24 protein-coding genes are annotated in these 24,875 nt (G+C 65.2%); 15 read left to right on the top strand and 9 right to left on the bottom strand.

Features of this window, described 5'->3' with window-relative positions; genetic code table 11:
* The first annotated feature begins 156 nt into the window (after positions 1–156).
* From urtC to APS40_RS00675, 6 genes are all read left to right on the top strand, one after another.
* Positions 157–1,332, top strand: coding sequence for an urea ABC transporter permease subunit UrtC (gene urtC, locus APS40_RS00650; protein WP_055045224.1), 1,176 nt, complete (start codon positions 157–159; stop codon positions 1,330–1,332).
* Positions 1,329–2,078 (top strand): urea ABC transporter ATP-binding protein UrtD, encoded by a 750-nt coding sequence (gene urtD, locus APS40_RS00655; RefSeq protein WP_055045225.1) that lies wholly within the window; start codon positions 1,329–1,331, stop codon positions 2,076–2,078. Before urtC ends, urtD begins: the two co-directional genes overlap by 4 nt.
* A gap of 240 nt (positions 2,079–2,318) precedes the next feature.
* The gene (gene urtE / locus APS40_RS00660; RefSeq protein ID WP_055045226.1) at positions 2,319–3,023 is read left to right on the top strand and encodes an urea ABC transporter ATP-binding subunit UrtE; all 705 of its coding nucleotides are present in this window, start codon (positions 2,319–2,321) and stop codon (positions 3,021–3,023) included.
* A 169-nt stretch (positions 3,024–3,192) separates the two neighbouring features.
* Entirely contained in the window at positions 3,193–4,008 is an 816-nt protein-coding gene (locus tag APS40_RS00665) for an urease accessory protein UreD (RefSeq protein ID WP_055045227.1), read from the top strand.
* An 8-nt stretch (positions 4,009–4,016) separates the two neighbouring features.
* Positions 4,017–4,319, top strand: coding sequence for an urease subunit gamma (locus APS40_RS00670; protein WP_055045228.1), 303 nt, complete (start codon positions 4,017–4,019; stop codon positions 4,317–4,319).
* A 5-nt stretch (positions 4,320–4,324) separates the two neighbouring features.
* Positions 4,325–4,636 carry an urease subunit beta gene (locus APS40_RS00675; RefSeq protein ID WP_055045229.1) on the top strand — a complete coding sequence of 104 codons (312 nt, stop codon included), beginning with the start codon at positions 4,325–4,327 and terminating at the stop codon, positions 4,634–4,636.
* A 63-nt stretch (positions 4,637–4,699) separates the two neighbouring features.
* Here APS40_RS00675 and APS40_RS00680 read toward each other — a convergent pair whose 3' ends face one another.
* Both APS40_RS00680 and APS40_RS00685 read right to left on the bottom strand, forming a co-directional pair.
* Positions 4,700–5,014, bottom strand: a complete 315-nt coding sequence (locus tag APS40_RS00680) for a hypothetical protein (RefSeq protein WP_055045230.1) — start codon at positions 5,012–5,014, stop codon at positions 4,700–4,702.
* 156 nt (positions 5,015–5,170) lie between these two features.
* Complete coding sequence (locus APS40_RS00685) at positions 5,171–5,554, bottom strand: hypothetical protein (protein WP_055045231.1); 384 nt, start codon at positions 5,552–5,554, stop codon at positions 5,171–5,173.
* Between the two features lie 133 nt (positions 5,555–5,687).
* Here APS40_RS00685 and APS40_RS00690 point away from each other — a divergent pair, with 133 nt between their 5' ends.
* Complete coding sequence (locus tag APS40_RS00690; RefSeq protein ID WP_055045232.1) at positions 5,688–6,089, top strand: hypothetical protein; 402 nt, start codon at positions 5,688–5,690, stop codon at positions 6,087–6,089.
* Positions 6,090–6,135: 46 nt separating this feature from the next.
* Here APS40_RS00690 and APS40_RS00695 read toward each other — a convergent pair whose 3' ends face one another.
* Positions 6,136–6,972, bottom strand: a complete 837-nt coding sequence (locus tag APS40_RS00695; protein ID WP_197279403.1) for a c-type cytochrome — start codon at positions 6,970–6,972, stop codon at positions 6,136–6,138.
* Between the two features lie 181 nt (positions 6,973–7,153).
* On the opposite strand from APS40_RS00695, the gene ureC reads away from it, so the two are divergent.
* From ureC to APS40_RS00735, 8 genes are all read left to right on the top strand, one after another.
* Entirely contained in the window at positions 7,154–8,863 is a 1,710-nt protein-coding gene (gene ureC, locus APS40_RS00700) for an urease subunit alpha (RefSeq protein WP_055045234.1), read from the top strand.
* A gap of 107 nt (positions 8,864–8,970) precedes the next feature.
* Positions 8,971–9,309: an MliC family protein gene (locus APS40_RS00705; protein WP_055045235.1), complete on the top strand. Its 339-nt coding sequence runs from the start codon at positions 8,971–8,973 to the stop codon at positions 9,307–9,309.
* Between the two features lie 8 nt (positions 9,310–9,317).
* Entirely contained in the window at positions 9,318–9,905 is a 588-nt protein-coding gene (locus APS40_RS00710) for a hypothetical protein (RefSeq protein ID WP_236884173.1), read from the top strand.
* A gap of 22 nt (positions 9,906–9,927) precedes the next feature.
* Entirely contained in the window at positions 9,928–10,434 is a 507-nt protein-coding gene (locus tag APS40_RS00715) for an urease accessory protein UreE (protein WP_236884174.1), read from the top strand.
* Complete coding sequence (locus APS40_RS00720; protein WP_055045237.1) at positions 10,431–11,231, top strand: urease accessory protein UreF; 801 nt, start codon at positions 10,431–10,433, stop codon at positions 11,229–11,231. The genes APS40_RS00715 and APS40_RS00720 overlap by 4 nt, the downstream gene beginning before the upstream one ends.
* Positions 11,228–11,656 (top strand): DUF3995 domain-containing protein, encoded by a 429-nt coding sequence (locus tag APS40_RS00725; RefSeq protein ID WP_055045238.1) that lies wholly within the window; start codon positions 11,228–11,230, stop codon positions 11,654–11,656. The genes APS40_RS00720 and APS40_RS00725 overlap by 4 nt, the downstream gene beginning before the upstream one ends.
* Positions 11,653–12,285, top strand: coding sequence for an urease accessory protein UreG (gene ureG / locus APS40_RS00730; protein WP_055045239.1), 633 nt, complete (start codon positions 11,653–11,655; stop codon positions 12,283–12,285). Before APS40_RS00725 ends, ureG begins: the two co-directional genes overlap by 4 nt.
* Before the next feature lie 412 nt (positions 12,286–12,697).
* Entirely contained in the window at positions 12,698–13,123 is a 426-nt protein-coding gene (locus APS40_RS00735) for a GNAT family N-acetyltransferase (RefSeq protein ID WP_156342771.1), read from the top strand.
* A gap of 142 nt (positions 13,124–13,265) precedes the next feature.
* On the opposite strand, the gene glgX is transcribed toward APS40_RS00735, so the two are convergent.
* The 6 genes from glgX to APS40_RS00765 form a co-directional block, all read right to left on the bottom strand.
* Positions 13,266–15,419, bottom strand: coding sequence for a glycogen debranching protein GlgX (gene glgX / locus APS40_RS00740; RefSeq protein ID WP_236884175.1), 2,154 nt, complete (start codon positions 15,417–15,419; stop codon positions 13,266–13,268).
* A gap of 13 nt (positions 15,420–15,432) precedes the next feature.
* Positions 15,433–17,064: an alpha-D-glucose phosphate-specific phosphoglucomutase gene (locus APS40_RS00745; protein ID WP_055045241.1), complete on the bottom strand. Its 1,632-nt coding sequence runs from the start codon at positions 17,062–17,064 to the stop codon at positions 15,433–15,435.
* The gene (gene glgA / locus APS40_RS00750) at positions 17,045–18,505 is read right to left on the bottom strand and encodes a glycogen synthase GlgA (RefSeq protein ID WP_197279495.1); all 1,461 of its coding nucleotides are present in this window, start codon (positions 18,503–18,505) and stop codon (positions 17,045–17,047) included. Before glgA ends, APS40_RS00745 begins: the two co-directional genes overlap by 20 nt.
* Before the next feature lie 15 nt (positions 18,506–18,520).
* Positions 18,521–19,792, bottom strand: coding sequence for a glucose-1-phosphate adenylyltransferase (gene glgC, locus APS40_RS00755; RefSeq protein WP_055045243.1), 1,272 nt, complete (start codon positions 19,790–19,792; stop codon positions 18,521–18,523).
* A 104-nt stretch (positions 19,793–19,896) separates the two neighbouring features.
* A complete protein-coding gene (gene glgB, locus APS40_RS00760; RefSeq protein ID WP_055045244.1) occupies positions 19,897–22,089 on the bottom strand; it encodes a 1,4-alpha-glucan branching protein GlgB in 2,193 nt (730 codons plus the stop codon).
* The gene (locus APS40_RS00765; RefSeq protein ID WP_055045245.1) at positions 22,086–24,572 is read right to left on the bottom strand and encodes a glycogen/starch/alpha-glucan phosphorylase; all 2,487 of its coding nucleotides are present in this window, start codon (positions 24,570–24,572) and stop codon (positions 22,086–22,088) included. Before APS40_RS00765 ends, glgB begins: the two co-directional genes overlap by 4 nt.
* Positions 24,573–24,875 lie beyond the last annotated feature (303 nt).

Consider the following 24,875-nt stretch of genomic DNA (forward strand, 5'->3'; position numbering starts at 1 on the left):
GTCAAAGGCCCCCTCACCCGGCCTTCGGCCGACCTCTCCCCCAGAGGGAGAGGTGGCGATGCGGCACGATCTCGCCTCCCCACCACCTCTCCCTGGGGGGAGAGGTCGGCGCGCAGCGCCGGGTGAGGGGGCCTTTCTTCTGACGGGAGCAATCAATTGATCACCCAACTCCTGTTCCGCGCCCTCGACAGAAAGGCCATCTGGCTGGTTGTCGCGCTGGTCGTCATCGCCATCGCCATTCCGGTCGCCAATCTTGCGATCCCGGAAGGCAACCCGCTGCATCTGCCCAACTACATGGTGCCGCTGCTCGGCAAGTACCTGAACTATGCACTGCTGGCGCTCGCCCTCGACCTGGTCTGGGGCTATTGCGGCATCCTCTCGCTGGGCCACGCCGCCTTCTTCGCGCTCGGCGCCTATGCCATGGGCATGTACCTGATGCGCCAGATCGGAGCCCGCGGCGTCTATGCCAATCCGGTGCTGCCCGACTTCATGGTGTTCCTCAACTACAAGGAGCTGCCCTGGTTCTGGAACGGCTTCGACCTCTGGTGGTTCGCCTTCCTGATGGTGCTGTTCGTGCCGGGGCTCCTCGCCTTCGCCTTCGGCTGGTTCGCCTTCAGAAGTCGCGTCACCGGCGTCTATCTCTCGATCATCACCCAGGCGATGACCTATGCCCTGCTGCTCGCCTTCTTCCGCAACGATCTCGGGCTCGGCGGCAATAACGGGCTGACCGACTTCAAGGACATTCTCGGCTTCAACGTGCAGGCCGCCACCACCCGCGCCGGGCTGTTCGCTGCATCGGCGCTGGCGCTGGCGTTCGCGGTGATCATCTGTTCGGCCATCGTCAATTCCAAACTCGGCAAGGTCATGGTCGCGGTGCGCGATGCCGAGAGCCGCACCCGCTTCCTCGGCTGGCGGCCTGAGAACGTCAAACTCTTCGCCTTCGTGGTGTCTGCGGTGCTGGCCGGCATCGCCGGGGCGCTCTACACCCCGCAGGTCGGTATCATCAACCCGGGCGAGTTCGACCCGGCCAACTCGATCGAAGCGGTGATCTGGGTCGCTGTCGGCGGCCGCGGCACGCTGATCGGCCCGATCATTGGCGCGGTGCTGGTCAATGCCGGCAAGTCGGTGTTTACCGGCGCCTTCCCCGATTTCTGGCTCTATTGCCTGGGCGGGCTGTTCATCTTCGTCACCCTGTTCATGCCCAGGGGCATTGTCGGGCTGTTCCAGAAGTGGCGTCCGCGCAAGGGCAAGGAAGCAAGCTCGGCCGCCGAGGCCGGAGAGGATCCCGCTACGCTGCCGCAACAGAAATCGATGCCGGAGCCCGCCGAATGACCGACAAATCCGGCACCATGCTCTATCTCAACGGCGTCTCAGTTTCCTTCGACGGCTTCAAGGCGCTGAACGCCCTCTCGATCATCGTCCATCCGGGCGAGATGCTGGCGATCATCGGCCCCAACGGCGCCGGCAAGACCACCATGATGGACATCATCACCGGCAAGACCCGCCCCGACGACGGCGAGGTCTATTTCGACGGCCGCACCGACCTCACCAGGCTCGATGAAGCCCAGATCGCCAATCTGGGCATCGGCCGCAAGTTCCAGAAGCCGACCGTTTTCGAGAGCCACACCATCTGGGACAACCTGGTGCTGGCGCTGAAGAAGCCGCGCGGGGTGTTCGCCGCCCTGCTCTACCGCCCGAGTGCTGAGGACGAGGCACGGATCGAGGAAATCCTCGACACCGTTCGCCTCACGGCCCGAAAGCACGAGCTTGCCGCCGACCTGAGCCACGGCCAGAAGCAGTGGTTGGAGATCGGCATGCTGCTGGCTCAGGACCCCAAACTGCTGCTGGTCGACGAGCCGGTCGCCGGCATGACCGACGCCGAAACCGTCGAGACGGCAAAGCTGCTCAAGGAGATCGCCAAAACCCGCTCGGTGGTGGTGGTCGAGCACGACATGAGCTTCGTGCGCGAACTGGGCACCCGCGTCACCTGCCTCGCCGAGGGCTCGGTGCTGGCCGAGGGAACGCTCGACCAGGTCAGCGCCAACCCGATCGTCATCGAGCGCTATCTCGGCCGATGATGCAATTTCACACACTCAGTCGGCTCAACGCATTGCCGACCCCTTCTGAGGGAGAAGGTGGCGGTAGCGGACGACGGCCTAAGGCCGTCGTCGCGCGCCGGATGGGGGATCTGCGACCAGGGGTAGCGCGACCGAAGTCCGGCGACGAGCGACTGGGCGCGCTGAAGCAGATCCCTCCATCCGGCCATTTCTTGTCCACTGCGTCGCTCGCACCATGACGGAAACCGCAGGAGCCTACCGATGACCACCGCCCTCTCCATCCGCGACGTCGGCCTCCACTACGGGGCGGCGCAGGCGCTGCGCGGCGTTTCCATCGAGGCCAAACCCGGCAGGATCACCGCAGTGCTCGGCCGCAACGGCGTCGGCAAGTCCTCGACGCTGCGTGCCGTCACCGGCATCAACAATGTCTCGTCGGGCGAGATCGTCTTCAACGACGAGGTGCTCAAGAAGGCGCCACCCTACAAGCGGGCCCGGCTCGGCATCGGCTACGTGCCGCAGGGCCGCGAGGTGTTCCCGTTGCTGACCGTGAAGGAGAACCTCGAGACCGGCTATGCGCCGCTGAAAGCGGCCGAGCGAAACGTCCCCGACTACATCTACGAGCTGTTTCCGATCCTCAAATCGATGCTCGGCCGCCGTGGCGGCGACTTGTCAGGTGGCCAGCAGCAGCAGCTCGCCATCGGCCGCGCCCTGGTGACGCGGCCCAAGGTGCTGGTGCTGGACGAGCCGACCGAGGGCATCCAGCCTTCGATCATCAAGGATATCGGCCGGGCGCTGCAGTTCCTGCGCGACCAGAAGGGCATGACCATTCTCCTGGTCGAACAGTATCTGGACTTCTGCCGCGAGATCGCCGACGACATCTACATCATGGATCGCGGTGAAATCATGCATTCCGGCCCGGCCGCCGACCTCGACCTGCCCGAGGTCCGCCGGCATTTGATGGTGTGATGCAGCGAGTGTCGTTACGTCCGGTGCGGGTTGCCCCCCACCCCTGTCCCCTCCCCCCAAACAGGGGGAGAGAGACGCTCGCGCGAGCCGCAGTGTTTTGGTCTCCCTCCCCCCTTGGGGGGAGGGAACAGGGGTGGGGGGCTGCAGGCGCCGGTCTCCGAGGCGGGCCATGAGCGCGATCCAGGCCCTCCCCCGCCATCAGCGCGCTCGCGGTACAGGCCGCATCGCCACCCAGGTGCTCGACGGGCGGACCCGGTTGACCACCCTGTTCCAGGAAGGCTGCGCCAAGATCCGGCTGCCGCATACGCATGATGCGAGCTTGCAGGCGGTGCTGATCAATACGGCGGGCGGGCTGACCGGTGGCGATGACGTGACCTGGCACGCGACGGCGGCGCCGGGCGCCCGGATGGTGCTCACCACCCAGGCCTGCGAGCGCGTCTATCGTTCGCTGGGCGACGATGCGCGCGTCGCCACCCGGCTCGAGGTCGGCCCCGGCGCGCATCTCGATTGGCTCCCGCAGGAGACCATTCTCTACGAAGGTGGCCGGCTCCACCGCAGCCTGGACGTGGACCTGGCGCCCGATGCCAGTTTTTTCGCCATCGAGGCGATCATGCTCGGTCGTGAGGCGATGGGAGAAACTGCCCGTGGTGCGTCTCTCACCGACACCTGGCGCATCCGTCGCGGTGGCCGGCTGCTCCATGCGGAGGCGACACGGCTGAGCGCCGATCCGCTCGAGCGCGATGCCCTGTCGTTATTGGCGGGCGCCGGCGCTTTCGCCACCCTGCTCTATGTCGGCGCCGACGCGGAACGAAGACTCGATCCGGTCCGTGCCCTGTGCACGGACAACTCCGCCGCCAGCGTCATCGGCGAGCGCCTGATTGTCCGCGCCATGGCCTCATCCGGGCTTGCGCTACGCCGCATCATCACGCCAATAATCGCAAAGCTCTCCGGCGCCGGCACCCTGCCCCGCCTCTGGCATCTCTAGGATATCCGATGAACCTGACGCCCCGCGAGAAAGATAGGCTGCTCATTGCCATGGCGGCGATCGTCGCCCGCAAGCGCCTCGAGCGCGGCGTGAAACTCAACCACCCCGAGGCCATCGCATTGATCACCGACTATGTGGTTGAAGGCGCCCGCGACGGCCGCTCGGTGGCCGACCTGATGGAGGCCGGCGCCCACGTGGTGACCCGCGCCCACGTGATGGAAGGCATTGCCGAAATGATCCACGACGTGCAGATCGAAGCCACGTTCCCCGACGGCACCAAGCTGGTGACCGTCCACGAACCGATCCGGTGAGCAAAATGCCCCTCATCCCAGGCGAAGTCCTGACCGTCCCCGGCGACATCGAGCTAAATGCAGGCGCGCCGCAGGTGACCCTCGAAGTGGCCAATACCGGCGACCGCCCGATCCAGGTCGGCTCGCACTACCACTTTTACGAAACCAATGCCGGCCTCAGCTTCGACCGAGAAAAAGCCCGCGGCATGCGACTCGACATCGCTGCCGGTACTGCCGTGCGTTTCGAGCCGGGTCAGGCGCGCGAGGTTCGGTTGGTGCCGTTTTCGGGAAACCGCGTGGTTTATGGCTTCCAGCAGAAGGTAATGGGGAAGCTCTGACGCCGCCAGCGTCTAGTAACAGAAAGGCCGGGCACTGCCCGGCCTTTGCAATTCAGAAACAGATCATCCCTGAACGAGGATGGTCACGTCGGTTGGATCGGTACCCGTGATGCCCACGACATCGTCAAGTGTCGCACCGAAGCTCTCGAGCTGGGCGAGCAGCGACGGGGTGCCTTGGATACGGGCCTTAAGCGAGTCGAGATCGACCAGTTCATAGCCTGGGCTCAGGGGATTGAGCTCCGCCGCGGTCACGGTCTTGAAGTTCACTGTCGACGCCGAGCCCAGCGCATCCATCGCGCTCCCTTCCGCCGCCAGGGCGAAGCCCGCGGTGGAAAGAGTGAGAGCGGCAGCGACAGCAATAGCCTTGAAGTTCAACATTTCATGTCTCCATTCGTTATCAAAAACGCACTGGAGATACGCATGATCCGGGGCAGAGGTTTCCCCTGCCCGTTCACTCTATTTTGCGCGTTCCCGAGGGAACGCGCGTCAGAGATCGTGCGAAACCTTACGATCGGATCGTGCGAAACCTTGCGATCAGAGATCGTCGGCGTAGAGCACGCCGCCGCCGTCGCCCGCCAGGTCGATCGAGACGATCTGGTCGAGGCTGACGCCGGAGTTGCGGATGGCGCTCATCGCCAGCGGGTTGATCACCAGGTTGCTCTGCAGATACCCCACGTCGCGCTGCTTGACCTGCAGCGCCCGGGCCAGCAGGTCGGCGTTCATCTGAGCACCGGCAAGGGTGGAAAGGCGGACGACGCGCAGCCCGGCGGCGCTATCGGCCCGACCGGCATCGTGCAGGAACTCGCTCCCGCCGATCCCGCCGATGATCCGGACGATGTCCATACTTTGCGCCTGGGCGAGTTGAGGTGCAGCCATCAGCAGACCGGCGGCCAGTGCGGCGACGAATCGGAATTTCATGTGAGCCTCCAAACAGGTAACGCCAATAGAACAGCAGCCTGTGGCAAAATCCGGACCGGGTGGCCACATGAGCTTTGGCAATCGCCAGAGATTTCGGTTAGGGATGCGCCGGTTTCAATGGGCAGAGACAGCAATGGCCAGCAAAGAGGAAGATTTCAAGGACCGCTTCGTGGCCGTGCTGCAGGATCTGCGCAGCAGCGGCGGCAAGGACCCGGAGATCATGTTCCTGATCGGCAGCCTCGCCGCGAGGCTGCTCGACCGCGCTAAGCAACCCAGTTGGGCGGCCTACAAGATCGCACTGGCGCCTGCCGCCTATGACAAGCTGCTTGGCGACTTCAAGACCCAGGGCAACGCCTTTCATCGCGACGGCAAGCCCAAGCATGCCTACGCCGTTCAGGTCCTCGCCATGTCGCTGATCGCCCGGACCCAGAAGGACCCGGAGGTACAGGCCGGCAACGGACTGCTCGACGAGATGCTGGGGTTGCTGATCGCGGCCTACCGCAAGGCCGAAGCGATGACGCCCAAGCCGCACTGAGCGGCATGTCGGGGGCCCGTCTTGCGCCCCCGACCGCCCTCTCGCTTCAGGGCTTGGGCGGCAGCGAGCGCAGGTAGAGGATGATGGCGCTCACATCGTCGGGCTTGATATGCGCATAGAAGCCATAGGGCATCGGCGGGAGCATGGCGCTGCCATCCGGCCGCGTGCCGGTGGTGATCATCTTGGCGATGTCGGCGTCGCTGAACTCGGCGAGTCCGGTCGGGGTGATATTGGCCGAAACCGACACCCCCCACGGGCCGTGGAACTCCACGCCGCCCTGCCCCAGATGGGTCTCGAACATCGGACCGGTCGGGCCGAACGTGGTGTGGCAGACGATGCAGTGACCCACCGGCCCGGCCAGATAGGCTCCATACGCGGCCGTCACCCCTTCGGGGACGTCGGCGACCGTGGTGACCGGCGGCCCCCAGGCGGGCGGCAGCGGGATGTTGTATATCGATTTGCCGGGATCGTTCTCGACCGCGGGCACGGTGCGCAGGTACATCACGATCGAGCTGAGGTCGCTGTCGGACAGTCCCTTGTACACCTCGAACGGCATGGGCGGCCCCAGCACCTTGCCATCCGGCCGGATACCCTCACGGATGGCCTTCATCAGTTGCACGTCGGTCCAGTCCTTGATCTCGCCGGCCGGCGTCAGGTTGGGCGCGATGGCAGTATATTGCTCGCTCTGCTCCACCACTCGACCGGAGAGCGCCTTGTCCATCTCGGGTCCATTGGGGCCAAGCGGCGTATGACAGTTGCCGCAGCCGGCGATCGAGTTGACCAGGTAGTCGCCGCGTTCCACCGATGCCGCCGCCTGGGCGTGGCTCACTGCGCCCCCGACGCTAGTCAGCGCCACGAGGCCGAACATCATCAAACGACGCATAATGAGTCTCCGTGACCGATATAGGTCCATGCATTCCCGGCGATGACCCTAGCTTTATACTCCGCCGCCGCAATTTGTTTCTTTTGGTCAACTTTTGTATGCGCATTTTTGCGCCAGATGGCTGGACAGCCTCATTATTAGGCGGTCAGATATTGGCGCCGCGTCGCCCGGAAGGACCATCATGCCCGCTCGTATTTCCCGCTCCACCTACGCCCAGATGTACGGCCCGACTACCGGCGACCGGGTGCGGCTGGCCGATACCGAGCTGTTCGTCGAGGTCGAGAAGGATCTCACCACCTATGGCGAAGAGGTGAAGTTCGGCGGCGGCAAGGTGATCCGCGACGGTATGGGCCAGAGCCAGGTCACCCGTGCCGCCGGCGCCGTCGACACAGTGATCACCAATGCGCTGATCATCGACCACACCGGCATCTACAAGGCCGATATCGGCCTGCGCGACGGCCGTATCCATGCCATCGGCAAGGCCGGCAATCCGGACACGCAACCCAATGTCGACATCATCATCGGGCCATCCACCGAGGTGATCGCCTCCGAGGGCCGTATCATCACCGCCGGCGGCATGGATGCGCATATCCACTTCATCGCCCCGCAGCAGATCGAAGAAGCGCTGATGTCGGGCATCACCACCATGATCGGCGGCGGCACCGGCCCGGCGCATGGCACGCTCGCCACCACCTGCACCGGTGCCTGGCACATCCACCGTATGATCGAGAGCTTTGACGCCTTCCCGATGAACCTGGGCCTCGCCGGCAAGGGCAACGCCTCGCTCCCCGCGCCGCTCGAGGAGATGGTGCTGGCCGGCGCCTCCTCGATGAAGCTGCACGAGGATTGGGGCACCACACCCGCAACCATCGACAACTGCCTCGCCGTCGCCGACGCCTATGACGTTCAGGTGATGATCCATACCGACACGCTGAACGAATCCGGCTTCGTCGAAGACACCGTGCGCGCCTTCAAAGGCCGCACCATTCACGCCTTCCACACCGAAGGTGCCGGCGGCGGCCACGCCCCCGACATCATCAAGGTGGCCAGCCTCCCCAACGTCCTCCCGTCCTCGACCAACCCGACGCGGCCCTACACGGTCAATACGCTGGCCGAGCATCTCGACATGCTGATGGTCTGCCACCACCTCAGCCCCGCCATCGCCGAGGATGTCGCGTTCGCCGAGAGCCGCATCCGCAAGGAGACCATCGCAGCCGAGGATATCCTTCACGATATCGGCGCCTTCTCGATGATCTCGTCCGACAGCCAGGCCATGGGCCGCGTCGGCGAAGTGATCATCCGTACCTGGCAGACCGCCGACAAGATGAAGCGCCAGCGCGGGCGGCTGCCGGAGGAAACCGGCGACAACGACAATTTCCGGGTGAAGCGCTTCATTGCCAAATACACCATCAACCCGGCAATCGCGCAGGGCCTGAGCCGCCATATCGGCTCCGTCGAGGTCGGCAAGCGCGCCGATCTGGTGATGTGGACGCCGGCCTTTTTTGGCGTGAAGCCCGAAATGGTGATCATGGGCGGTTCGATCGCCGCCGCCCCGATGGGCGATCCCAACGCCTCGATCCCCACCCCGCAGCCTATGCACTACCGCCCGATGTTCGGCGCCTACGGCAAGCTCAGGACCAACTCCTCGGTGACCTTCATCAGCCAGGCGGCCTACGATAACGACCTGCAGGCCCGCCTCGGCGTCGCCAAGGGCATGCTGCCGGTCGAAAACACCCGCGGCGGCATCAGCAAGGCCTCGATGATCCACAACTCGGCCACCCCTGAGATCGATGTCGATCCCGAGACCTATGAGGTGCGCGCGAATGGCGAGCTGCTGACCTGCGAGCCGGCCACCGTGCTGCCGATGGCACAGCGCTACTTCCTGTTCTGAGGCAGCGATCATCTCGACCCACCGCTGCCGATGCGGCCTGGCGCACGCAGACAGAAATCCGCCACAGCGAATCGGTTAGGCTCAACCGCCCGAGGGAGGATTTGCCGATGGAAGAACTCGCTACTGCCGCCATGATGCAGAACGTCGACGTTTCGGCGCAGGTGGTGCTGTCCCTCGCGGGCAGCTTCGAGCGCAACATCGTCGAGTACCAATGCGAGGGGCTCGAGCCGTTAAAGGTCGACTTCATCAACGCCAAGCCGAACTTCATCGCCATCGTCCCGGTCGGCCCTGAGAAGCTGGTCTTCGTCAACGTCATGGCCGCTTCCGGCGCCAAGTATGTGGCCGGCCAGTACGAGTTCTGGACCAAGGGCAGCGAGGCGACGCTGACCGACCTGCAGGCAGACCCGCAGTCGGTGAGCTGCACGGAGGCCACCAACACGCCCTGAGCGCGGCCGTGGACGTCGGCGGCGCACACGACGTATTCGTCCATGTCCGCATCGTCATGGGCACGGTGATCGGGCTCGGCCTGACGCGCTTGCTGATGGGCGCTGCCGGGCTGATTCAACATCCCCGGCGCGCCAGGCTGTCGCTGCTCCACCTGCTCTGGGTCATCTCGGTCGGCGTCGAGCTGATCCTGTTCTGGTGGTGGGAATACGATCTGGCCCGGTTGCCGAGCTGGAACTTCGGCGTCTTCATTTTCCTGATCGGCTACGCCGTGACGCTGTTCGCGCTGGCGGCGCTGCTGTTTCCCGACAACCTCAGCGAGTACGACGGCTACGAAGATTTCTTCCTCAAGCGCCGGCACTGGTTCTTCGGCATTTTCGGGCTCACCTTCCTCCTCGACCTGGCCGATACGCTGATCAAGGGCGCTCCGTATTTCCAGGCGATGGACCTGCTCTACCTGGTGCAGATTCCGTTCGGGCTGGTGCTCTCGGGTGTCGCGATCTGGACGCCAAACCGACGCTTCCAACTCGCCTTCGTCATCGTCCACCTGATTTACCAGGCGTGGTCGATCGGCTTCTACTTTGAAACCCGCGGCTGACCGGCTAAGCTGGCGGTGAAGGTTGGGAAGCCTCGAAGACCTGGTAGTTTTGACGATGCCGCAAACCTTTCGCGCGGTTGGCTATTTGCCGACAGGCGCAGCCGGTACCCCCTTCGATCTCGCTATCCTGCTGCATGACCAGCGCCGCGTGCGCCGCCGCATGCTGCCCCTGGTGCACGGCGATAGCGTGCTGGTGGATTTTCCCGAGCCCATTACTCTCGCCGACCGCTCGCTGCTCGCGCTGGACGACGGGCGGCTGATTGAGATCATTGCCGGCGAAGAGCCGCTCTACGAAGTTCGCGGCCGCGACCCCATCCACCTGATGCGGCTCTGCTGGCACCTGGGCAACCGCCACCTCAAGACCCAGATCGAGGCGGATCGCGTGCTGATCCTGCGCGACCACGTGATCCGCGACATGCTGCGCGGCCTGGGCGCCATCGTCTCCGATGTTTCCGAGCCCTTTCATCCCGAAGAGGGGGCTTACTCGCACAGCCATGGCGAGCCCACCCACGCGCTGCTCAATCGATGACTAACCCGGCCGCCCTGCAGAAACTCGTCACCTGGCTGTCGCCCGCCTTCCCGGTGGGTGCGTTTGCGTGGTCGGCGGGGCTTGAGACGGCGATTGCAGATCGTCGCGTAACCGACCCCGAACGCTTGCAGAACTGGATCGAAGGCGCGCTGACGCATGGCGGGGTTCGCACTGATGCGATCTTGCTGGCCGAGGCTTGGCGGGCGGGCGGAGAGTCTGCGTTTGCGGCCTCCCCCCTCCCAACCTCCCCCACAAGGGGGGAGGTACCCGCTGGTGATGGGGGCACTATTCCGCCACAAGCACCGGCAGACACCTCCCCCCTTGTGGGGGAGGCCGGGAGGGGGGAGGCCACACGCACCAGCCTCTCCGACCTCGCCGACCTCAGCCAGGCCCTCACCGCCAGCCGCGAGCGTTGGATGGAGACCACCATCACCGGCGACAACTACGTGCTGGCAACGAAGCACTGGCCTACCGGCGTCCTTGCCCTGCTCCCCGAGCCCTGCCCCTACCCCATCGCCGTCGGCGCCATCGCCGCGGCGCACGACATCGATCTCCTCGACACCCTGCTCGCCTGGCTCACCGCCACGGTGCACGGCCAGATTTCGGTGGCGGTGCGTCTCGTGCCGCTTGGCCAGTCCGACGGCCTTCGCGTCCTCGCGGCGCTCGAGCCGGGCGTTGCGGCGCTGGCAGCATCCGCGGCCGCCTCGACTCTTGCCGACCTCGGCGCAATCGCCTACGCCGCCGATATCGCGCAGATGCGCCACGAGACGCTGGAACCGAGGATTTTCCGTTCATGAGCATGCTGATTGCCGCCCTGATCTTCGTCGTGCTGCTGGCGGTGGCCATTGCCCACTTGCTGTGGTCGATCGGCAGCCGCTGGCCGATCCGCGATCCGGAGTTGCTGGCGCGCACCGTCGTCGGCAAGCCGGGCGTCACCCGAGTGCCGAAATTGGCCTCCTTCGTCATCTCGCTGCTGGTGCTCGCCGCGGGCGTCCTTGCCCTGTCGCTGGCCGATCACACTGCCGGTGGCTGGTGGCTGACGCTGATCGGCGTCCTGCTCGCCGCGCTGTTTCTCGGCCGCGGCGCCGTCGGCTACACGGAACGCTGGCGCGCCACCTTCTCGGCCGAACCGTTCGCAACGCTCGACCGCAAGAACTACTCGCCGATTTCGATCGCGCTGGGTGTAGGCTATCTCCTGCTCGTCATCATGAGGCTGATATGAAATCGCTTAATGGTCCCCTGCGCGTCGGCATCGGCGGTCCTGTCGGTTCCGGCAAGACCACGCTGTGCGAAATGCTTCTCAAGGCAATGCGCGACCGCTATTCGATGGCGGTGGTCACCAACGACATCTACACCAAGGAAGACGCGCTGATCCTCAACCGGGTGCAGGCGATCTCCGAGGATCGCATCGTCGGGGTCGAGACCGGCGGCTGTCCGCACACCGCCATTCGTGAGGATGCCTCGCTGAACCTCGCGGCCATCGCCGATCTCAACCGCAAGTTCCCCGACCTCGACATCATCCTGATCGAGTCCGGCGGTGACAACCTCGCCGCTACCTTCTCGCCCGACCTCGCCGACATCACGCTCTATGTCATCTCGGTGGCGCAGGGCGAAAAGATCCCGCGCAAGGGCGGGCCGGCCATCACCCGCTCCGACCTGCTGATCGTCACCCACACCGACATCGCTCAATACGTGAACGCCAGCCTCGAGGTCATGGAGGCCGATACGCGGCGCGTGCGCGAAGGCCGCCCCTACGTCTTCGCCGACCTGCTGCGCCGCGAGAACCTCGACCAGATCATCGGTTTCATCGAGCAGCAGGGCGGGCTGGTGGCCGCCGAAGCGGCGGAGTAGCGCAGGAATCGGCCCCATCGGTGCCCAATCGCCCCCTCGCCCCTCTGGGGAGAGGGCTGGGGTGAGGGGCGCCAAGCGCACCGATACGAGACGTTGCTCACACTGCGCCGACATTCCAACTGGCGTACTTGGCGCCCCTCACCCTGACCCTCTCCCCAGAGGGGCGAGGGGACGCACTTTGCACCGGCAATGCCAGTAGCCCCCTAAGGCGCCCCTACCCGCCAGCCATGGGTAACGAGGTTCATGCCCTTGAGGCGATGCGCCAAGAGGCCCGGGGGATCAGTCGCCGGCAGCTTGACGCGCAGCGACCGGCAAGACAAGCAAGTGGCCTGGAAGGCTGCAAGTTCCGACGGAGGGCGTTCTGGTAGATTTGGCACCCCCGGATTTCGTGGCTTTGCGGCGCGCCCTCGCCATGCCGCTCCCCGCCGTGTCCTGGCCCGACGCAGTCCACCTGGCGGCGTTCGACGTCGCCGACGTCAAAGCCATCCACACCCTGCTGCAGCACGCTTACGCCAACGGCTTCGGCAGCGTCGCGCCTGACTGGCTGGATTGGTGGGAAGCGCTGCGCGCCGACAGCGAGTTCGACCCGGCCCTGTGCTTCGTCGCCAAGGCCGAGGGCGAGGTGATCGGCTTCTGCCTCTGCTGGACCTCGAGCTTCGTCAAGGACCTGGTGGTCGCACCGGAGTGGCAGGGGCGCGGGCTCGGTGCCGCGCTGCTGGCGACGGCCATGGCTGCGCTGCGGGAACGCGGCGCGGGCGAGGTGAGGCTGAAGGTGGTGACGGGCAACGGCGGGGCAAGGCGGCTGTATGCGCGGATGGGGTTCGAAGAGGTCGACTGAGAGAGACGCCCCCCTCCCATCCTCCCCCATAAAGGGGGAGGTGCCGCATCGAGTGTTTGGCACGATCGAAGACCGAGCCTCGACTCTTCACCTCCCCTTTATGGGGGAGGCCGGGAGGGGGCCGTCTGATTCAGTCAGCGCCTTACTCCTTCGGCGTCTCTTCCGGCGGTTCGTCGTTGGGGAGCTCCTCCGGCGGCACGCCCGGCACGTTGTCGGGCTGCGGCGGCGGTTGCGGCACGTCGGGTTGTACCGGAATCTCCTGCGGCGGCGTCGGAACCTCGGGCTTGGCCGGCGGGATCTGACCCTTCAGCAGCACCACGACCGCGCGCGGCGGCAGCGTCGCAGCCCCGTCGGCCACCGGCAGCACTGCCTGGTCGTCGGAGACGAGCCCAACGGTCCAATAGCCCTCGGGCAGGCGCGCTAACACCGGGTCGATGCGGCGGTTGAACCAGACGATCAGATCCTCTTCGGCCGTCTGCAGCCGCATACCTAGCACCGAGGCGCCGGCATCGTTCCAGTCGCCCTCGTTCATCTCCCGCCCATCGGGATGCAGCCACGCCACGTCGCGCACGCCGTGCTTGGTCTGCCCAGTGAGGAAGTGATCGTGCGTCAGGGCCGGGTGCAGGCGGCGGAACTCGCTCAGCGCCGAGACGAAATCCACCAGCGTGCCGTCGGCGCTCTCCCAGTCGACCCAGGTGATCTCGTTATCCTGCGCGTAGGCGTTGTTGTTGCCCTGCTGGGTGCGGCCGAACTCGTCCCCCTGCTGGATCAGCGGCAGGCCTCGGCTGACGAATAGCGTCGCCAGCAGCGCCCGCACGTCGCGGCGGCGCGCCGCGATGATCTTCTCGTCGTCGGTCGGGCCTTCGTGCCCACAGTTCCACGAGTAGTTGTTGTTGTGCCCGTCGCGGTTACCCTCGCCGTTCGCCTCGTTGTGCTTGTCGAGATAGGCGACGAGGTCGGCCAGGGTGAAGCCGTCATGCACGGCGAGCAGGTTGACGCCGGCGCTCGGCTTCCGTCCGGCGAAATCGAAGATCTCGGCGGAGCCCGCCACCTTGCCGGCCAGCGCCCCGATCTTTCCCTGGTCGCCGCGCCAGAACGAGCGCACATCGTCGCGATAGGTGTCGTTCCACTCCCGGAATTCCTTGCCGAACTGTCCCAGCTGGTAGCCGCCCGGGCCCGGATCCCAAGGCTCGGCGACGAGGATCGATTTGCCCAGCACCGGGTCGGACTTGATCAGTTGCAGCATCTGGGCGTTGGGGTTGAAACCCGGCTCGCGTCCAAGCACCGGGGCGAGGTCGAAGCGGAAGCCCGACACGCCCATTTCCTCTACCCAGTAGCGCAGGCTCTCGATCACCAGCCGCTGCGTCGCGGGATGGTCGCAGCGCAAGGTGTTGCCGGTGCCGGTGTCGTTGACGAGCACCTTCTTGCCGTCGGCATCGACGAACCTGTAGTAGGTCATGGCATCGAGGCCCATCAGGCTCAGCATCGGCCCGTTGGCGTCGCCCTCGCCGGTATGGTTGTAGACCACGTCGAGGATCACCGAGATGCCCGCCTTGCGGTAGACGTCGGTCATGTTGCGCAGTTCCTGCGGCCCCCTCGGCGCCAGCCGCGGATCGACCGCGAAATAGCTCACCGGGTTGTAACCCCAGGCATTGGTGAGCCCCATCGCCGGCAGATGTCCATCGTCGATGAAGGCTGCGATCGGCATCAGTTCGACCGTGTCGACGCCAAGGTAGCGCAGGTGATCGACCACCCGCCGGGTGGTGAGCCCCGCCACAGTGCCGCGCAGCGGCCCCTGCACCGAAGGATGGCGCATGGTGTAGCCGCGCACGTTGAGTTCGTAGAACAGCCCCGGCGCCTTGCGGCGCGGTGCGACCGGCTTGTTGAGAGCGCCCACGACGATCGCCTTCGGGATCAGCGGAGCGGTATCCACCGCCTCGTCGCGGTGCAGACGCAACCGCGGCGAGCGGACGTAGGGCCGGTCCAGCCGCCTCGCATAGGGATCGACCAGGAGCTTGTTGGGATCGAAGAAGTAGCCCTGATCCGGATCGTAGCGCCCGTCGGCGCGGAACCCGTATTTCGCCCCAGCCCCGATTCCGGCGATCAGCCCGTGCCAGATATGATCGTCATGCCCATCGAGCTCGTACCGGCCGATCTCGTGGTCGAGCTCATCGTAGAGCGACACCCAGATACGGGTTGCCGTCTCCGAATAGACCGCGAAGTTCACGCCCTCGGCGGTGATCGTTGCGCCAAGCTTCTCCGGGCTGCCAGCGCCCGGCACCAATACTGGTTCCACGGTTACCGGGCCTTCAAGTGATAACGCTGGGCGCGTCGCGGCCGGTGCGAGCCCTGAGGCCTGCAACGCTGTCGGCGATGGAAATGAGGGGAGCGAGGGCCGACTGAGTGTCGAGATCGTGCTGTCCATGCGGGGGCTCATACCGTTCGAGGTATAAGCGCAACGTGGCGCCGACCGTCCCGGTTCCACTGAGCCGCACCACGATGCGGCTGCCGTCGGCGAAGCCGATCCGGATGCCCTGCTTGGCGCTGCTCGAGCCATCCACCGGGTCGTGGTAGGTGAAGTCGTCAGCATAGGCCACCGGCCGGCCTTCCAGCGACTGCCCGACCAGCCCGGGAAGCTTGGCCCGGAGGTCGTCCATCAGCCCATTGGCGGCCGTCGCATCGACCTCTTCGTAGTCGTGCCGGGTGTAGTAGTTGCGGCCATAGGTCGCCCAGTGATCCGCGACGATCATGTCGACGCTCTGCTGACGCGCCGCGAGCACATTGAGCCACAGCAGCACGGCCCACAGGCCGTCCTTCTCGCGCACATGGTTGGAGCCGGTGCCGGCCGATTCCTCGCCGCAGATGGTGACCCGGCCGGCATCGAGCAGGTTGCCGAAGAACTTCCAGCCGGTGGGGGTCTCATGCATCTCGATGCCGAGCTTTTCCGCCACGCGGTCGGCCGCCGCGCTGGTCGGCATCGAGCGGGCAATGCCGGCGATACCGGCGGCATAGCCGGGTGCATGCGGTGCATTGGCGGCAAGAATGGCGAGCGAATCCGACGGGGTGACGAAGCGGTTGCGGCCGATGATGAGGTTGCGATCGCCATCGCCGTCCGACGCGGCGCCAAAATCCGGGGCGTCCGGGCTCATCATCAGGTCGTAGAGCTCCTTGGCATAGACCAGGTTGGGGTCGGGATGCCCGCCGCCGAAATCCGGCGAAGGCGTGCCGTTGACCACCGTACCCTGGGGCGCCCCGAGAATGCCTTCCAGGATCTTGTGCGCATAGGGCCCGGTGACCGCGTGCATGGCGTCGAAGCGCATGGTGAAGCCCGCAGCGAACATGGCGCGGATCTTGTCGAAGTCGAACAACGTCTCCATCAGCGCCGCATAGTCGGCGACCGGGTCGATCACCTCGACCACCATGCCGGCCGAATGCTGCGTGCCGATGCGGCTGAGGTCGACATCGGGCGCGTCGACGATCAGGTAGCGGTCGATCTCCTTGCTCCGCGCGAACACCGCATCGGTGATCTTTTCGGGCGCCGGCCCGCCATTGGAGACATTGTACTTGATGCCGAAATCGCCATCCGGTCCCCCCGGATTATGGCTGGCCGAGAGGATCAGCCCGCCGAACGCCTTGTGGTGGCGGATCACGTGACTGGCCGCCGGGGTGGAGAGGATCCCGCCCTGCCCCACCAGCACTGCGCCGAACCCGTTGGCCGAGGCGATCTTGATGATCTTCTGGATGGCGACGTCGTTGTAAAAGCGGCCGTCGCCGCCCAGCACCAGTGTCTTGCCCTTGATGCCCTCGAGGCTGTCGAAGATCGACTGCACGAAGTTCTCGACATAGTTGGGCTGGCTGAAGACGTTCACCCGCTTGCGCAGCCCGGAGGTGCCGGGCTTCTGGTCCGCAAACGGCTTGGTCTCAATCGTCAGAATCGTCATCGAGTTTGTGCCCCAGGAGTGACGCGTAGAGGTCGGCGTATTTTTCGGCGCTGAGTTCCCAGGAGACGTCCGACTTCATCCCCCGGCGCTGCATTTTGTGCCACACCTTCTGGCGCCCATAGAGCGCGATGGTCCGGCGGATGGCTTCGCCAAGCGCCTCCTCGGTGGCCGGCGAGAATACTACCCCGGTCGCCACCCCCGCCTCAACCGCTGCCTCGTTGGCATCGATTACCGTGTCGGCGAGCCCGCCCACCCGGCTCACCACCGGGATGCAGCCGTAGCGCAGGCCGTAGAGCTGGGTCAGCCCGCAGGGCTCGAAGCGCGACGGGATGAGGATGGCGTCGGCGCCGCCCTGGATCAGGTGGCTGAGCTTTTCATCGTAGCCGATCACCACCCCGACCTTGCCGGGATGCCTGAGCGCCGCGCCGGCAAAGCCGTTCTCGATCTCCGCATCGCCCGAGCCGAGCACTATCAGCCGCCCGCCATGCGCAGCGAGGCTGTCGATTTGGCCGGGCAGCATGTCGAGGCCCTTCTGCCAGGTCAGTCGGCTGACCACTGAAAAAACCGGGCCGTCGCCTGGTTCGAGCCCGAACCGCCGCTCGAGCGCCCGTTTGTTGGCGGCCCGCTCGAAGATATTGCTGGCGGTGTAGACCTGCGCCAGCGCCGCATCGGTGCCGGGGTTCCACTCGTTGGCGTCGATGCCGTTGAGAATGCCGCTGACCGTATCGGCCCGGCTCTGCAGCAGCCCTTCGAGGCCCATGCCGTAGGCCGCCGTCCGCATCTCGTGCGCGTAGGTCGGGCTGACGGTGGTCACCGCATCTGCCACCTGCAACCCGGCCTTGAGGTAGCCGATATTGCCGAAATACTCGATCGCGCCGGTATTGGCCGCCTGGTAGTCGAGCCGCAACCCGTTGAACACGTCCCAGCCGAACACCCCCTGGAAGGCGATGTTGTGGACAGTCATCACCGTCTTCACCAGCGTCGGAGCGTTGAAGGCCACATAGGCCGGCGCCAATCCCGACTGCCAGTCGTGGCAGTGCAGGATATCCGGCTTGTACCCCTCGATGGCGCCGCGCGACAGCTCGTAGGCGGCAAAGCTCAGCGCAGCAAAGCGTTGCCAGTTGTCCGGCCAGTCCTTGCCGTCGGCGCCGACATAGGGGTTTCCCGGCCGGTCGTAGAGATGCGGCGCGTCGATGGCGATGACGTCGAGCCCGCCGGCGCGACCGGCCACCAGTCGCGCCGTGCCGCCGAAGAAATCGTCGAGCCACAGCACCTGCCGCCCGTCGGCCAGGCCCGCCATCACCTTGGGGTAGCCGGGCAGCAGCACACGCATGGAAACCCCATGCGGCGCCAGCGCCGCCGGCAGCGCGCCGACCACATCGGCGAGGCCCCCCGTCTTGATCAACGGGTAGGCCTCCGAGGCGACGGACAGGACTTCGATCATCTGCTCCGCCAGTTACTTGCTCGCCAGGTACTTGTCGATCATCGGCTGGGTGATCAGCGTTACCCCATCGGCCGTGCGGCGGAACCATTGCGCGTCGAACGCCGGATCCTCGCCGACCACCAGCCCCTCGGGCACATGCACGCCGCGATCCACCACCACCTTCTTCAGACGCGCTCCGCGCCCGATGGTGCAGTAGGGCAGCACAACCGCCTCGTGCAGTTCGGAATACGAGTGCACCCGGCTGCCGGTCGACAGCAGCGTGCGATCGAGCGCGCCGCCCGAGATGATGCAGTCGCCCGAGACCAGCGAGTTCACCGCCGAGCCGCGGCGGCCGTCGAAATCGTGCACGAACTTGGCCGGCGGGGTGATCTCGGCAAAGGTCCAGATCGGCCAGTCACGATCGTAGAGGTCGAGTTGAGGGGTCACGTCGCACAGGTCGATATTGGCCTTCCAATAGGCATCGACCGTACCCACGTCGCGCCAGTAGGCGACGTCCTCGTTGGCCGAACGGACGCAGGAGCGCGGGAAGCGATGCGCCCAGGCCGAGCCGTTTTTGACGATATAAGGAATGATGTCCTTGCCGAAATCGCGTGACGATCCCTCGGTGGCGGCGTCGCGGCGCAGTTGCTCCATCAGGAAACGCGTCTCGAACACATAGATGCCCATCGACGCCAGCGCGTAATCCGGATTGTCCGGGATGCCCGGCGGATCCTTCGGCTTTTCGACGAAATCGACGATGCGGTCACGCCCATCGACGTGCATCACGCCGAAGCCGGTAGCCTCCATGCGCGGCACCTCGAGGCAGCCGATAGTAACGTCGGCGCCGGTGTCCACATGCTGCCGCAGCATGATTTCGTAGTCCATCTTGTAGATGTGGTCGCCGGCCAGCAGCACGATGTAGCGTGGGCCGTAATCCTCGATGATGTCCATGTTCTGGTACACGGCGTCGGCGGTGCCTTCGTACCACTGCGTCTCGGACACGCGCTGCGAGGCCGGCAGCACATCGAAACTCTCGTTTCGCTCGGTCCTGAGAAAGTTCCAGCCGCGCTGCAGGTGGCGGATCAGCGAATGCGCCTGATACTGCGTCGCCACCGAGATGCGGCGGATGCCGGAGTTCAGAGCGTTACTGAGCGCGAAATCGATGATGCGCGACTTGCCGCCGAAATACACCGCCGGCTTGGCGCGCCGGTCGGTCAACTCGAACAGGCGGGTCCCACGTCCACCCGCCAGCACATACGCCATCGCCTCGCGCGCCAGTGGCGATGGTGTCCGATAATCTGCCATGCTTCCCTCCCCAGGTGGCGTGATCCTCAGGCTCGGTCACGCGCAACTCACAAAGCACTTCTACGTCCCATTTGCCTTGGGATCGTATTCGGTCACTCCCCCGGCTAGGCCGGGTCGTATTTGAGATACAGCGTCGACATCGGCGGCAGGTAGAGATCGGCATAGGGTCCGAGCCCCTCCACCTCGCTCGCCTTGGCCAGCACACGGCCCTGGTTTCCCTTGTTGGTGCCGCCATACCAGCCGGCATCGGTATTGAGCCGCTCCACCCACCGACCGGCGAGGGGCATCGGCACCCGATAGTTTTCGCGCGGCGCCGGCGTCATGTTGGAAATCACCACTACCGGATGCTCACCGGGTGCCTTGCGGGCCCAGGCAAACACCGAGTTGTTGTGGTCATTGCCGATCAGCCACTCGAAGCCTTCGGGCTCGTTGTCACGGGCATGGAGGGCCGGCAGTTCGCGGTAGAGTGCGTTGAGGTCCGTCACCAGGCGCCGGATCCCCTCATGTGCGGGCGCATCGAGCAGCCACCAGTCGAGCCCTTTGGCCTCGTTCCATTCCTCGCGCTGCGCGAATTCCTGGCCCATGAACAACAGCTTCTTGCCGGGCCAACCCCACATGAAGCCGTAATAGGCGCGCAGGCCCGCAAACTGTCCCCAGTCGTCGCCCCCCATCTTGGAGAGCAGCGTGCCCTTGCCGTGCACCACTTCGTCGTGGCTGAGCGGCAGGATGAAGTTCTCCGAATAGCCGTAGAGCGCCGCGAACGTCATGTCGTGATGGTGATACTTGCGATGCACCGGGTCGCGGCTCATGTAGCGCAGGGTATCGTTCATGAACCCCATGTTCCACTTGAACCCGAACCCCAGCCCACCCTTGTCGGCCGGTGCGCTGACGCCGCTCCAGGAGGTCGATTCCTCGGCGATCATCATCACGCCGGGGTGTAGCCGATAGGCTTCGGTGTTCACCCGCTTGAGGAAATCCACCGCCTCGAGATTGTGGTTGCCGCCGAACTGGTTGGGGATCCACTGGCCCGGCTGGCGCGAGTAGTCGAGGTAGAGCATCGAGGCCACCGCATCGACACGCAGCCCGTCGAGATGGAACGCCTCCAGCCAGTAGAGCGCGTTGTTGACGAGGAAGCTGACCACTTCCTTGCGCCCGAAATTGTAGATCGCGGTGTTCCAGTCCGGGTGGTAGCCCTTGCGCGGATCGAGGTGCTCGTAGAGCGCCGTACCGTCGAAACGGGCGAGCCCGTGCTCGTCGGTGGGGAAATGCGCCGGCACCCAGTCGAGGATCACCCCGAGCCCCGCGGCATGCGCCTTGTCGACGAAATGCGCGAACCCCCTGGGGTCGCCGAACCGCGCCGTCGGCGCATAGAGCCCGGTCGGCTGGTAGCCCCAGCTCGGATCGAACGGATGCTCGGTGATCGGCAACAGCTCGATATGGGTGAAGCCGCTGTCGGCCGCATAGGGGATCAACTGCTCGGCCAGTTGCTCGTAGCTCATGAAGCCGCCGTCCGCGCGCCGCCGCCAGGAGCCCAGATGCACCTCGTAGATCGACACCGGCTTGCGCCGCCAATCGACCTTGGCGCGGTCCTTCATGTACTTGGCGTCGGTCCATTCGAACGGCCTGGGGTCGGCGACCACCGAAGCGGTCTTCGGCCTCAGTTCCGACTGACGTGCGAACGGATCGGCCTTCAGCGGACGCAACTTCCCGTCCGGCCCGACGATCTCGTATTTGTAGACCTCGCCCGGCCCGACATTGGGCACGAACACTTCCCACACGCCCGTATTGATCCGCACCCGCATCGGGTGCCGCCGGCCGTCCCATTCGTTGAACGGTCCGACCACGCTGACGCGCCTGGCGTTGGGCGCCCACACGGCGAAATGCGTGCCGTTGACGCCCTCGAACTCCATGGCATGGGCGCCGAGCTTGTCGAACAGCCTCAGGTGCGAACCCTCGCCGATGTAGTAATCGTCCATCGGCCCGAGCACCGGCCCGAAACTATAGGGGTCGAGCACGTTCCATTCCCCGCCCTCGTTGCGGGCGTGGTAGTTCACCGGCTGCAGCTTGTTGAGCTTGACGATACCCTCGAAGAAGCCGTCGCCCCGCGGCTCCAGCTCTCCGAGGATGCGGTTGTCCATGGTGCGGGCCGACACCGACTCCGCATGCGGAATGAAGGTCCGTGCCACCCAGGCGCCGTCGACCTCGTGCAGACCGAGGACACCGAACGGATCGGAATGGCGACCTGCGACAATCGCCTTGATGTCGCTGTCAGTTGCCTGCCACCTGGACTTGGTCAAGACCCACTACCCCCGACGACCGGGACACCCCAGATCTCCCTGGCGTACTGCGAAATCGTACGGTCCGAGGAGAACCAGCTGACGTGAGCAGTGTTCCGGATCGCCATCGAATACCATTTGCGAGGGTTGTTCCAGAGGTCATCGACATCCCGCTGCGCCGCCGCATAGGCATCGAAGTCGCGCGCCACCATGAACCAGTCATGATCGTAGAGCCCGCCAATCAGGTCGCGGTAGCGGTTCGGGTCGTCCGGCGAGAACACGCCCGACGAGATCGCCTCCAGCGCCTCGCGCAGGGCTGGCGAGGCATCGATCGCCGAGCGCGGCACCTCGCTGCGACTGCGCTTTTCGGCCACCTTGTCGGCGGTCAGCCCGAAGATCACCATGTTCTCCGGCCCCACCTGCTCCAGCATCTCGACATTGGCGCCGTCGAGCGTGCCGATGGTGAGCGCGCCATTGGCCATGAACTTCATGTTACCGGTGCCCGAGGCTTCCATGCCGGCGGTGGAGATCTGCTCAGACAAATCCGCCGCGGGGATGATCGTCTCTGCCAGCGACACGTTGTAGTTGGGCAGGAAAACCACCTTCAGCAGACCACGCACGGCCGGGTCGTTGTTGATGACCTTGGCCACATCGTTGATTAACTTGATGATCAGCTTTGCGTTCCAATAGCCCGGCGCCGCCTTGCCGGCGAACACCTTGACGCGCGGGACCCAGTCCTTCTCCGGGTGCGAGCGCATCATCGAGTATTGCGCCACCGCCTCGATGACGTTGAGCAGCTGGCGCTTGTATTCGTGGATGCGCTTGACCTGCACGTCGAACATGGCATCGGGCGACACCACGATCCCCAGCCGATCCTTGATCACCTGCGCCAGCGCCACCTTGTTGGCGCGCTTCACCGCCTTGAACTGCTCCTGGAAGCTCGGATCGTCGGCATGCTGGTCGAGCTTGGCGAGCAGCGAGAAATCGTCCTGGAATTCCGGCCCGATCCGCTCGCTGATCAGCCGCGTCAGACCCGGATTGCACTGCAGCAGCCAGCGCCGCGGCGTCACCCCATTGGTCTTGTTGTTGATCCGGTCCGGGTAGAGCCGGTCGAGATCGGCGAACAGCGTCTTCTTCAGCAGCTCCGAGTGCAGCGCCGAAACGCCGTTGATCGAGTGCGAGCCGACAAACGCCAGCTGCCCCATGCGCACCCGGCGGCTGCCATGCTCGTCGATCAGCGACAGGTTGGCGATCTGCGTGTCGGTGAAGCCGCCCAACTTGCGCGCCTCGCCGAGCACTTCGGCATTGATGGCGTAGATGATCTGCATCTGCCGGGGCAGCATGCGCTCGAGCAGCCCGACCGGCCAGGTCTCGAGCGCCTCGGGCAGCAGCGTATGGTTGGTGTAGCCGAACGTCGCCTTGGTCAGCTTCCAGGCCGGCGCGAACTGCATGCCGTGAATGTCGATCAGGATGCGCATCAGCTCGGCAATGGAGATCGCCGGGTGCGTGTCGTTGAGCTGGATCGCCACCTTGTCCGACAGCGAGCCGAGATCGCCATAGGCCTGCATGTGCCGACGCACGATGTCCTGCAGCGAGGCGGACGAGAAGAAGAACTCCTGGCGGAGCCGCAGTTCCTGCCCCGAGGGCGTCGAGTCGGCAGGATAGAGCACCCGGGTCACCGCCGCGGCGCGCGAGCTTTCCTCGAGCGCACCGATATGGTCGCCGGCGTTGAACTTGTCGAGCAGGATCGGATCGATCGGCTGCGCCGACCAGAGCCGCAGCGTGTTCACCCGCTTGCCGCGCCAGCCGACGATCGGCGTGTCGAACGCCACGGCGAGCAGGTGCTCGGCCGGACGCCATTCGAGCCGGGTCGTGCCATCGGGCTCCTGCACCGGCTCGACATGCCCGCCGAAACCGATCTCGTAGCTCGACTCGCGCCGCTCGAATTCCCACGGGTTGCCGTGCGCCAGCCAGTCCTCGGGCAGTTCGACCTGCCACCCCTCGCTCATTTCCTGCCGGAACAGCCCGTGCACGTAGCGGATGCCGTAGCCGTAGGCCGGGATATCGACGGTCGCCATCGACTCCATGAAGCAGGCGGCGAGCCGGCCGAGGCCGCCATTGCCGAGCGCCGCATCCGGCTCGAGATTGATCAGGTCGCCCAGGTCGACATTGAAGTTCTTGAGCGCGGCGCGCACCGGCTCCATCACCCCGATATTGCTCATCGCGTCGCGCATCAGCCGACCGATGAGGAACTCGAGGCTGAGGTAGTAGACCCGCTTGTTGGACGTCCGCCAGGTCTCGCGGCTCGACTCCATCCACTGGTCGATGATCCGGTCGCGCACCGTCAGGATCGTCGCCTTCAGCCAGTCATGCGGCCGCGCCACGATCGGATCCTTGCCGACCGAATAGGTGAGTTTTTCGAGAATCTCCGATTGCAGCGCTTCAGTGGTGAGCGCGCGCCGTTCCGGAACGGGAGCATCCAATACGAGGGGCTTTTGCGGCATTGTCGCAATCCAGCAGCATGGCGATGTATTCCCCTCTAGAACACCACGCTTGCATGGAATGACTGCTCTGTGAAGCCCCGTTGAGAACGGTTCTAAGGCACGCTGCCTAAACTGTAGACGATTATTGCTCGTTCCGCCTGTACCGGCCGACGGCTCCCCTCCCCCTTGAGGGGAGGGGCTGGGGGTGGGGGTGGTGAGGCGGGCGAGGTGCTGACTTCACCACCCCCTCCCTCAATCCCTCCCCACAAGGGGGAGGGAAGCGATCGCATCGCGCGTCAAACAAGGCGGCGGGCATCACAGAGC

It is taken from the genome of Devosia sp. A16 (genome assembly GCF_001402915.1).
Classification (GTDB): domain Bacteria; phylum Pseudomonadota; class Alphaproteobacteria; order Rhizobiales; family Devosiaceae; genus Devosia_A.

What these genes read in the sequence shown, in the direction of transcription:
- urtD (WP_055045225.1), top strand. Translation starts at nt 1,329, where the DNA reads ATGACCGACAAATCCGGCACCATGCTCTATCTCAACGGCGTCTCAGTT.
- urtE (WP_055045226.1), top strand. Translation starts at nt 2,319, where the DNA reads ATGACCACCGCCCTCTCCATCCGCGACGTCGGCCTCCACTACGGGGCG.
- APS40_RS00665 (WP_055045227.1), top strand. Translation starts at nt 3,193, where the DNA reads ATGAGCGCGATCCAGGCCCTCCCCCGCCATCAGCGCGCTCGCGGTACA.
- APS40_RS00670 (WP_055045228.1), top strand. Translation starts at nt 4,017, where the DNA reads ATGAACCTGACGCCCCGCGAGAAAGATAGGCTGCTCATTGCCATGGCG.
- APS40_RS00675 (WP_055045229.1), top strand. Translation starts at nt 4,325, where the DNA reads ATGCCCCTCATCCCAGGCGAAGTCCTGACCGTCCCCGGCGACATCGAG.
- APS40_RS00680 (WP_055045230.1), bottom strand. Translation starts at nt 5,014, where the DNA reads ATGTTGAACTTCAAGGCTATTGCTGTCGCTGCCGCTCTCACTCTTTCC.
- APS40_RS00685 (WP_055045231.1), bottom strand. Translation starts at nt 5,554, where the DNA reads ATGAAATTCCGATTCGTCGCCGCACTGGCCGCCGGTCTGCTGATGGCT.
- APS40_RS00690 (WP_055045232.1), top strand. Translation starts at nt 5,688, where the DNA reads ATGGCCAGCAAAGAGGAAGATTTCAAGGACCGCTTCGTGGCCGTGCTG.
- APS40_RS00695 (WP_197279403.1), bottom strand. Translation starts at nt 6,972, where the DNA reads ATGCGTCGTTTGATGATGTTCGGCCTCGTGGCGCTGACTAGCGTCGGG.
- ureC (WP_055045234.1), top strand. Translation starts at nt 7,154, where the DNA reads ATGCCCGCTCGTATTTCCCGCTCCACCTACGCCCAGATGTACGGCCCG.
- APS40_RS00705 (WP_055045235.1), top strand. Translation starts at nt 8,971, where the DNA reads ATGGAAGAACTCGCTACTGCCGCCATGATGCAGAACGTCGACGTTTCG.
- APS40_RS00720 (WP_055045237.1), top strand. Translation starts at nt 10,431, where the DNA reads ATGACTAACCCGGCCGCCCTGCAGAAACTCGTCACCTGGCTGTCGCCC.
- APS40_RS00725 (WP_055045238.1), top strand. Translation starts at nt 11,228, where the DNA reads ATGAGCATGCTGATTGCCGCCCTGATCTTCGTCGTGCTGCTGGCGGTG.
- ureG (WP_055045239.1), top strand. Translation starts at nt 11,653, where the DNA reads ATGAAATCGCTTAATGGTCCCCTGCGCGTCGGCATCGGCGGTCCTGTC.
- APS40_RS00735 (WP_156342771.1), top strand. Translation starts at nt 12,698, where the DNA reads ATGCCGCTCCCCGCCGTGTCCTGGCCCGACGCAGTCCACCTGGCGGCG.
- APS40_RS00745 (WP_055045241.1), bottom strand. Translation starts at nt 17,064, where the DNA reads ATGACGATTCTGACGATTGAGACCAAGCCGTTTGCGGACCAGAAGCCC.
- glgC (WP_055045243.1), bottom strand. Translation starts at nt 19,792, where the DNA reads ATGGCAGATTATCGGACACCATCGCCACTGGCGCGCGAGGCGATGGCG.
- APS40_RS00765 (WP_055045245.1), bottom strand. Translation starts at nt 24,572, where the DNA reads ATGCCGCAAAAGCCCCTCGTATTGGATGCTCCCGTTCCGGAACGGCGC.